This window comes from Streptococcus australis, assembly GCF_019930045.1.
GTDB lineage: Bacteria > Bacillota > Bacilli > Lactobacillales > Streptococcaceae > Streptococcus > Streptococcus australis_D.
Genome location: NZ_JAHZQQ010000011.1, coordinates 36,241 through 44,511, shown reverse-complemented (window position 1 = coordinate 44,511; position 8,271 = coordinate 36,241). Strand labels below are relative to the sequence as shown.

The following is an 8,271-nucleotide window of genomic DNA, read 5'->3' as shown; positions in this document are numbered from 1 at the left end:
AGCTCAAACAGCTGGAAGAACACTCGCTTAATCAGAGGAATGACTTTGTTGCACTTGACTTGACAATTGGGGATTTTTTCTATACTATCATTTTGCCAAGAAAAGTCAAGTAAAGCTAGTGTAGCAGATTTTTGAAACTAGAGGCAGGATTTGATATGCTAGTAGTAACATAGACAAAGGAGAAAAGAGATGTCAGATTATCAATTACCAGAAGTATGGGAAGCACCGAGCCAGATGGGAGGAGCCTGGGGTGGCTTGAACCAACCAACAGCAGGTGCCCGCTTTGAACAAACTCTTCCAAAAGGGGATCAGCCTTTCCAACTCTATACCCTTCCAACACCAAATGGGATTAAGGTGACCATTATGCTGGAAGAATTGAAAGAGCTGGGAGTGGATGCAGGCTACGACGCTTATCGCATCAAGATTGGTGAGGGAGATCAATTTGGCAGTGACTTTGTAGCCATCAATCCAAATTCGAAAATTCCAGCTATGTTGGATCAATCAGGCGACCAAGACATTCGGGTCTTTGAATCAGCCAATATTCTCTTGTATCTAGCTGAGAAATTTGGCAAATTGATTCCGACTGATCCAGCTAAACGGACAGAAGTGCTCAACTGGCTCTTCTGGCAGACAGGGGCTGCGCCATTTTTAGGTGGAGGCTTTGGCCATTTCTTCCACTATGCGCCTGAAAGAATCGAGTATGCCATCAACCGTTTTGCCATGGAAGCCAAACGCCAATTGGACCTACTGGACAAGGAATTGGCTACCAAACCTTATATTGCAGGGGATGACTACACCATTGCTGATATCGCCATCTGGTCTTGGTATGGCCGTCTAGCCCAAGACAAGGTCTGGGACCGTGCAGGAATTTTCCTAAATGTAAAGGAATACAAGCATTTGCAAGCTTGGACAGAGAAAATTGCTAATCGCCCAGCTGTCAAACGTGGTTTGGAAGTAGACTATAAGGAAATTGACTAAAGTCTAATATCGGCTTGTTGAGGATGATAGCGAGAGTTTCCGCCGTGAGTATAGCACATGAAACGTATAAGTTTCATGTGCCCAGAAGTTTTGAGACATTAGACTCAAAACTTAGTCATGGAACTTTGAAGAAGTTCGCTGACGTCCGGACTCACCTAAGGAAAGTCTAAAGTAATACCTTTCCATAATAGACAAGGCGCCGTTGCGCCTTTTTTTAATGGTGCAAACATGGTATACTAAAGGATGGAATAAAAGTATAGAAAGAAGCACATGGAATTTACAAAATTATCAAATCGCTTGGACTTGGTGGCTAGCTTCGTCCCAGCTGGAGCGCGTCTGTTGGATGTGGGGAGTGACCATGCTTATCTGCCAATCGCCCTCTTACAAGAAGGTAAGATTGAGGTTGCTATTGCTGGTGAAGTGGTAGAGGGACCCTATCAGTCTGCCCTGCAAAATGTCGCCGATAATGGCTTAGAGGACAAGATTGAAGTCCGCCTGGCCAATGGTTTGGCTGCCTTTGAACCAGCAGACTGCATTTCCTGTATCACCATTGCTGGTATGGGAGGACGCTTGATTGCGGATATCCTAGCGGCAGGCCTTGATAAATTAGCCAATGTCTCTCGCTTGGTCCTCCAGCCCAATAATCGGGAGGATGAATTGCGGAGCTGGTTAGTAGACCATAATTTCCGTATTGTCGATGAAGCCATCTTGGAAGAAAATGAGAAGTTCTATGAGATCCTCGTGGTGGAACAGGGTTCTCAAGAGTTGACAGCTATGGAACTGCGTTTTGGTCCCTATTTGATGCGGGAACAAGCTCCAGCATTTGTCCAAAAGTGGTCCAAGGAAGTAGAGAAATTAGCCTTTGCCTTGGAGCAGGTCCCAGTTGATAATCAATCTGCCAGAGCATCGTTAGAAGAGCGCATCGCACAAATCAAGGAGGTTCTACATGTTAGCAAGTGAAGTCATCAAACGCTATGAAGCCTATTGTCCTCAGGAGCTTTCCATGGAGGGAGATGTCCGTGGCCTACAGGTCGGCACGCTACAAAAAGACATCCAAAAGGTCATGGTGGCTCTGGATATCCGCGAGCAGACGGTGGCAGAAGCTATCGCCCATGGGGTGGACTTGATCATCGTCAAGCACGCGCCCATTTTCCGTCCCATCAAGGATTTGGTAGCCGATCGGGCCCAAAATCAAATCTATATCGATTTGATCAAGCATGATATCGCAGTCTACGTCAGCCATACCAATATTGACATTGTCCCAGATGGTCTCAACGATTGGTTCTGCCAACTTTTGGACATTGAAGATACAGAGCCCCTCAGTATAACAGGAGAAGAACTCGGAATCGGGCGCATCGGTCAGCTGTCCGCCCAAACCTTTGGTCAGTTGGCTGAAAAGGTCAAAGAAACTTTTGGCCTAGATGCTTTGCGCTTGGTCAGTTATGACCAGACTGATTTGGATCGGGTTGTTGCGCGTGTCGCCATCTGTGGAGGAAGTGGCCAGTCCTTTTACAAGGATGCTCTCGCTAAAGGAGCTGAGGTCTATATCACAGGAGATATCTACTACCACACGGCTCAAGACATGCTGAGCGATGGGCTCTTGGCCTTGGATCCAGGGCACCATATCGAGGTTCTCTTTGTCTCGAAACTAGTAGAAAAGCTCAATCAGTGGAAAGCTGAAGAAGCGTGGGAGATTGAAGTGATTGGCAGTCAAGCCAGTACCAATCCTTTTTACCATATCTAAGGGGCCATCATGAAAGTTGCCATTATCGGTGCAGGGATCGTAGGGTCTACTGCCGCCTATTATTTATCCAAAGAAGCACAAGTGGATCTGACCGTCTATGACCATGGAGTCGGCCAAGCAACTAAGGCAGCGGCAGGCATTATCAGCCCTTGGTTTTCCAAACGGCGGAATAAGGCCTGGTATCGTCTGGCTCGTCTGGGAGCTGATTTTTACCAAGAATTGGTAGAGGACCTGGCCAAGGACGGAATCGAAACAGACTTTTACCAGCAGACAGGGGTCTATCTCCTTAAGAAGAAGGAAGAGAAATTAGATGAACTCTATCAGTTGGCGCTGAGTCGACGGGAAGAATCTCCCTTAATCGGAGACTTATCGATTTTGACCACAGAAGAAGTGGCCCAGCAATTCCCAGGTCTGCAAGGGTTTGAGAATCTCCTTTATTCATCAGGTGGGGCCCATGTAGAGGGAGCCCTTCTAACGGAAACCCTTCTAAAGGTAAGTGGGGCAAGAGTCATCAAGGAAGAGGTTGCTCTTTCCGCCTCGGATCATGGCTATCAGATAGCAGGAGAAAGCTATGACCAAGTTATCCTAGCGACAGGAGCCTGGCTGAGTCAGGTGCTCGAGCCACTTGGCTACCAAGTCGATGTCCGTCCCCAAAAAGGACAGTTGCGGGATTATCAGCTAGACTTAGTTACTGATGATTATCCCGTGGTCATGCCTGAAGGAGAGTTGGATATCATTCCCTTCCAAAATGGCAAAATCAGTATGGGCGCTACCCATGAGAATGAGATGGGCTTTGACCTGACGGTTGATCAAGTTCTGCTAAATCAGATGGAAACAGAAGCCTTGGCCTACTATCCAGAACTAGCTCAAGCGACAGTTGTCGGCGAGCGCGTGGGTACTCGGGCCTACACCAGTGACTTTTCACCATTTTGGGGAGCTGTTCCTGATCAAGCAGGCCTCTATGTCGCTAGTGGACTAGGTTCGTCCGGCCTCACAACGGGTCCCCTCATTGGTTGGCATCTAGCCCAACTAGTGGCAGGAGGAAAGGTGCGCTTGGATCCAGCAGATTATCCAGTTGATCAGTATGTGAAGAAGTAGGCTGGGACAAAAGTCCTAGCCTCTCAATTTTTTTTGGATTGTCGAGCAAGACGAAGTGGTTGAGTGGGCTCTACTACAAGGTAAGGTTTTCAGACGGCTCAGTCAAGGAGCAGTAATCTATTTGAATCATGAGTAAGACCAATGCTAACAATTCTACAACTCTCATCTCCGGTCATCACCTTGCAACACAAATGCAAGGTGACTTTTTTATATAAACATGATAAAATAAGGGTAATGACTACGTAGAAAGGCCTAACATTATGAAAGGTATTATTTTAGCCGGTGGTTCGGGGACTCGTTTGTATCCTTTGACCCGTGCCGCTTCCAAACAGTTGATGCCCATTTATGACAAACCAATGATCTACTACCCATTGTCAACTCTTATGTTGGCAGGGATCAAAGAAATCTTGATTATCTCAACTCCGCAAGATCTTCCTCGTTTTGAAGAGCTTCTTGGAGATGGTTCTGAACTTGGTATTTCCCTCTCTTATGCAGAACAACCAAGTCCAGACGGCTTGGCACAAGCCTTTATCATTGGTGAAGAGTTCATTGGTGACGATCATGTTGCCCTCGTTCTTGGAGATAATATCTTCCATGGAAATGGCTTAACCAAGATGTTGCAACGGGCTGAAGCAAAAGAAAAAGGAGCGACTGTCTTTGGTTACCAAGTCAAAGATCCAGAACGCTTCGGTGTGGTAGAGTTTGATTCGGATATGAACGCCATCTCTATCGAAGAAAAACCAGAACATCCAAAATCGAATTTTGCAGTGACTGGACTTTACTTCTATGACAATGATGTGGTAGAAATTGCCAAAAACATCAAACCAAGTCCTCGTGGCGAGCTTGAAATCACTGATGTCAACAAGGCTTATTTGGAGCGTGGAGATCTCTCTGTTGAGCTCATGGGCCGCGGCTTTGCTTGGTTGGATACGGGAACTCACGAAAGTCTCTTGCAGGCTTCTCAATATATCGAGACTGTTCAACGCTTGCAAAACGTCCAAGTTGCCAACCTTGAAGAAATCGCCTATCGCATGGGCTATATCACCAAAGAACAAGTCCATGAATTGGCGCAACCTCTTAAGAAAAATGAATACGGACAATACTTGCTCCGTTTGATTGGAGAAGTTTAATGACAGAACAATTTTTCGGAAAAGAATTAGCAGCCCGCAAGATTGAAGCCATCCCAGGTTTGATGGAGTTTGATATTCCAGTTCATGGGGACAACCGTGGTTGGTTCAAGGAAAACTTCCAAAAGGAAAAAATGCTTCCTCTTGGCTTCCCTGAAAGCTTCTTTGCCGAAGGCAAGTTGCAAAATAACGTTTCTTTCTCGCGCAAGCATGTCTTACGTGGTCTGCATGCAGAACCTTGGGACAAGTACATTTCTGTGGCAGATGAAGGAAAGGTTATTGGCACTTGGGTAGACCTTCGTGAAGGTGAAACATTTGGGAACACCTATCAAACTGTGATCGATGCCTCTAAAGGGATTTTTGTTCCTCGTGGCGTAGCCAATGGTTTCCAAGTTTTGTCTGACAAAGTAGCCTACAGCTATTTGGTCAATGACTACTGGGCATTGGAGCTCAAGCCAAAATATGCTTTTGTCAACTATGCAGACCCAAGCCTAGACATCCAATGGGAAAACTTGGAAGAAGCAGAAGTCTCAGAAGCAGATAAGAACCACCCATTGCTCAAAGACGTCAAACCCCTAAAAGCAGAAGATTTGTAAAAATAAACCTTGCACAGTATTTTTGCGACTGCAAGGAGCTTGGTAGGATTGTTCCTGCCCTAGTGGAAACAAGATTGTCGTAGGGAATCTTGTAGGGAAATCCGGAGACATGGGCTCCGGATTTAGCCATGAAACCGAAGGGTTGCTGGCGTCCCTCACTAGCCAAAGGAACAATCAAAACTAAAAACTATTTGGAGAAAAAATGACTGAATACAAAAACATCATCGTAACCGGTGGCGCTGGTTTCATCGGTTCAAATTTCGTACACTATGTCTACAACAACCATCCAGACGTGCATGTGACTGTCCTTGACAAACTCACTTACGCAGGTAACCGTGCCAACATCGAAGAAATCCTTGGGGACCGTGTTGAATTGGTTGTGGGTGACATTGCTGACGCAGCATTGGTTGACCAACTGGCTGCTAAGGCTGATGCGATCGTTCACTATGCAGCTGAAAGCCACAATGACAATTCATTGAATGACCCATCACCATTTATCCATACAAACTTCATTGGTACCTACACACTCTTGGAAGCTGCTCGTAAATACGATATTCGTTTCCACCACGTGTCAACAGACGAAGTGTATGGAGACCTTCCATTGCGTGAAGATCTCCCTGGACATGGGGAAGGTCCTGGTGAAAAATTCACTGCTGAAACCAAATACAACCCATCATCACCTTATTCATCAACCAAGGCTGCTTCAGACTTGATTGTGAAAGCTTGGGTACGTTCATTTGGTGTCAAAGCAACGATTTCTAACTGTTCAAACAACTACGGACCATACCAACACATCGAAAAATTCATCCCACGTCAAATCACCAATATCTTGTCTGGCATCAAGCCAAAACTTTATGGTGAAGGGAAGAACGTCCGTGACTGGATCCACACTAACGACCACTCAACTGGTGTTTGGGCTATCCTCACTAAAGGCCGTATCGGTGAAACTTACCTGATCGGTGCCGATGGTGAAAAGAACAACAAAGAAGTGCTTGAGCTCATCCTTGAAAAAATGGGACAACCAAAAGATGCTTACGACCGTGTAACAGACCGTGCTGGTCACGATTTGCGCTACGCTATTGATTCAACAAAATTGCGCGAAGAATTGGGTTGGGAACCACAATTCACCAACTTCGAAGCAGGTTTGGAAGAAACCATCAAGTGGTACACAGACAACCAAGACTGGTGGAAAGCTGAAAAAGAAGCTGTCGAAGCCAACTACGCGAAGACACAAGAAGTCATCAAATAAAATCAAGCCTCTATCAGTCAGGATTTCTGACCGATAGAGGCTTTTCTATATTTTTAAAATAGACTATACTGTTTTTTAGAATGCATACAAACTTTTTTTGATAAAATAACTAGTTAATTTTTTTAAAAAAAGTGATGTCTAATAGTTTGATTCATTTATGTAGTTATAAAACTTTCCGCTGTGAGAAAAGTGCTTGAAACAATAATGTTTCAAGCACTCGGGAGTTTTGGAACATTAGGTCCAAAACTAAGTCATGGAACTTCCTCGAAGTTCGCTGACGTCCGTGCTCACCTAAGGAAAGTTTTTTAAGTACTCTTTTCTATAATAAAAATACCAAACGGTCTTTTTTTACTGGTTAGCAGATGATTCGGTATCAGTAGCAGATGGTGTTGTGTCTGCAGGAGCCTCACTGGCACTGGTTTCTGCTTGTGATGAATCGGTTTGTTCAGAACTTGTTTCGGATGCCTGGCTGTTGCTAGCACTGGTATCTGTTCCCGTAGCACTTGAATCAGTAGCAGATCCATCCTTTTCATGGACAACAACAACGCTAGTGGAGCCATCTTTTTTCTCCTCTGTCTTAGTCGTCGGTTTCATGATACTGTAAATAGTAAAGGAAGTAACGATAATCCCGAGAAGACTAGCAATCGTTGCGACAATCATCTGGAATAAAGAAAGGCTCTGTTTCACTTTTTCGCTTCTTGATGGTTTGTTGCTGTCTTGGTGTTTTTCTTTTCGTGAGTATTGTGACATAACCTGTTTCCTCTTCATTTCATATTTGGTTCTTTTATGTGAACACTTTAGTCATTATACGTTATTTTTATGAAAATGTCTAAGAAGAAATGAAAGAGGTTTTTAAAATTTCAAATTGCTTTCAAACTGGACGCTTTGAGTCTCGCTTGCTTCAGAGGACGTTTCAAAGTTTGCCTGTCCTTTTTCAGAGACGGAAATTGCTTGGTTTGTTTGACTAGGCTGGCTGATGATTTCATGGTTACTAAAACTAGAGGAGTCATTAGGAGAGATAAACTGGCCATTCGCCTGAATCTCTATCTTGTTTGGATCCGGGATAGAGTAGTCAATTTTACCCTTGAATTCCTTGGTTTTTGAAATCACTTTTACATCTTTGACACGGATAATACGACGGAACCAGCCATTGTATTCGACCAAGCAATTGAATTCGATGTGGCTATCGGATTCACCAGGGATTGGTTGGATAAGGCTCATTTCTCGGAGACTGCCTTCATCTTCCCTAAAGTAAGGTGGCTTCTCCAAGGGCTGTTGTAGGTCACACTGTCCTTTACCGTGACAGGCTAGTCGGGCAGAAGGGAGGGCAAATGGAAGTGGTGGTAGGACAGTGAGCAGTCCTCCAATAGCAAGACTTCCAGCTAGGGCAATGGAAAAATAGATCGGTCGTTTCATGCTTGTCTCCTTGTAACTTCAATCCGTTCCAGTTCTGGACTTGAGTAGGTCATAAAAAACAAC

Annotated in this window: 9 protein-coding genes; 7 read left to right on the top strand and 2 right to left on the bottom strand. The window is 44.8% G+C overall.

Translation table 11 applies throughout. From position 1 onward, the window contains the following. The first annotated feature begins 189 nt into the window (after positions 1 to 189). The 7 genes from yghU to rfbB all read left to right on the top strand — a co-directional run bounded on the left by yghU (position 190) and on the right by rfbB (position 6,792). Positions 190 to 978, top strand: a complete 789-nt coding sequence (gene yghU / locus K1J10_RS03870; RefSeq protein ID WP_061563868.1) for a glutathione-dependent disulfide-bond oxidoreductase — start codon at positions 190 to 192, stop codon at positions 976 to 978. Positions 979 to 1,248: 270 nt separating this feature from the next. After that, complete coding sequence (locus K1J10_RS03865; RefSeq protein ID WP_061563869.1) at positions 1,249 to 1,938, top strand: tRNA (adenine(22)-N(1))-methyltransferase; 690 nt, start codon at positions 1,249 to 1,251, stop codon at positions 1,936 to 1,938. Beyond that, positions 1,925 to 2,722 (top strand): Nif3-like dinuclear metal center hexameric protein, encoded by a 798-nt coding sequence (locus tag K1J10_RS03860; protein WP_048788928.1) that lies wholly within the window; start codon positions 1,925 to 1,927, stop codon positions 2,720 to 2,722. Before K1J10_RS03865 ends, K1J10_RS03860 begins: the two co-directional genes overlap by 14 nt. Before the next feature lie 6 nt (positions 2,723 to 2,728). After that, positions 2,729 to 3,820: an NAD(P)/FAD-dependent oxidoreductase gene (locus K1J10_RS03855; RefSeq protein ID WP_376739470.1), complete on the top strand. Its 1,092-nt coding sequence runs from the start codon at positions 2,729 to 2,731 to the stop codon at positions 3,818 to 3,820. 260 nt (positions 3,821 to 4,080) lie between these two features. After that, a complete protein-coding gene (gene rfbA, locus K1J10_RS03850; protein WP_048788930.1) occupies positions 4,081 to 4,950 on the top strand; it encodes a glucose-1-phosphate thymidylyltransferase RfbA in 870 nt (289 codons plus the stop codon). Continuing rightward, the gene (locus K1J10_RS03845) at positions 4,950 to 5,543 is read left to right on the top strand and encodes a dTDP-4-dehydrorhamnose 3,5-epimerase family protein (protein ID WP_223355929.1); all 594 of its coding nucleotides are present in this window, start codon (positions 4,950 to 4,952) and stop codon (positions 5,541 to 5,543) included. The genes rfbA and K1J10_RS03845 overlap by 1 nt, the downstream gene beginning before the upstream one ends. A 202-nt stretch (positions 5,544 to 5,745) precedes the next feature. Beyond that, positions 5,746 to 6,792 (top strand): dTDP-glucose 4,6-dehydratase, encoded by a 1,047-nt coding sequence (gene rfbB, locus K1J10_RS03840; protein WP_023026717.1) that lies wholly within the window; start codon positions 5,746 to 5,748, stop codon positions 6,790 to 6,792. A 348-nt stretch (positions 6,793 to 7,140) separates the two neighbouring features. Here the strand turns inward: rfbB and K1J10_RS03835 are convergent, their stop codons facing one another. Both K1J10_RS03835 and K1J10_RS03830 read right to left on the bottom strand, forming a co-directional pair. Then, a complete protein-coding gene (locus K1J10_RS03835; protein WP_223355928.1) occupies positions 7,141 to 7,542 on the bottom strand; it encodes a DUF6556 family protein in 402 nt (133 codons plus the stop codon). 102 nt (positions 7,543 to 7,644) lie between these two features. Then, positions 7,645 to 8,208: a hypothetical protein gene (locus tag K1J10_RS03830; RefSeq protein ID WP_048690241.1), complete on the bottom strand. Its 564-nt coding sequence runs from the start codon at positions 8,206 to 8,208 to the stop codon at positions 7,645 to 7,647. Positions 8,209 to 8,271: the final 63 nt, after the last annotated feature.